Genomic DNA, 634 nt, shown 5'->3' with positions numbered 1-634 from the left:
TGCGGTCGCTTGCTTGCCGAGAACCCCGAGCAGACGGTGATCGCGAAGGCGCGCATTGCCAGCACTGCCGTGCCGGGCTGACTGACGCGGATCAGCGCCTCGCGCAGCGCACGACAAGATCGATCTGCCGCCGATCAAGCCGGTCGTCACCCGCGTCGAACGCTATGCCGGCCATTGTCCGTGCTGTGGGGCGACCACGCTGGCAGCCGTCCCGGAAGGCATGGAGACCGGCACACCATTCAGCCTCAACCTCGTGGCTCTCGCGATCTACCTGCGCGTCATCCATGCGGTCAGCTACCGGCGGCTGTCGCGCCTGTTCACCGAGTTGTTCGGCTTGGCGATCAGCGAAGGCGCGCTCGATGCCGCATTCCGCCGCGCCAAGCCGGGCGTCGATGCCGATGTCGGTGCCATCCTCGCCCGACTGCGCCGCGCGCGGGTCGTCTGCTCCGACGAAACCTCGGTGCGGATCAACGGCCGGACCCACTGGAACTGGGTATTTCAGAACGACGAAGTCGTCATCCATGTGATCCGGCCAAGCCGGGGCGCCAACGTCGTCGCGGAGGTAATGGACGGCCATCGCCCCGCTATCTGGATCTCCGATCTCTATGGCGCCCAGCGCGGTCATGCCGATGAC

At 66.6% G+C, this 634-nt stretch carries 1 protein-coding gene; it reads left to right on the top strand.

Annotated elements, in window-relative coordinates; all coding sequences use genetic code 11:
- Positions 1-220 precede the first annotated feature (220 nt).
- On the top strand, positions 221-634 hold a 414-nt coding region (locus tag RT91_RS19930; protein WP_152982904.1), incomplete at its 3' end, for a transposase.

The sequence above is a fragment of the Acidiphilium sp. JA12-A1 genome (genome assembly GCF_000724705.2).
Lineage (GTDB): Bacteria > Pseudomonadota > Alphaproteobacteria > Acetobacterales > Acetobacteraceae > Acidiphilium > Acidiphilium multivorum.
Note: the sequence above shows the minus strand (reverse complement) of the source record. Positions and strands in the feature narration are given on the sequence as shown.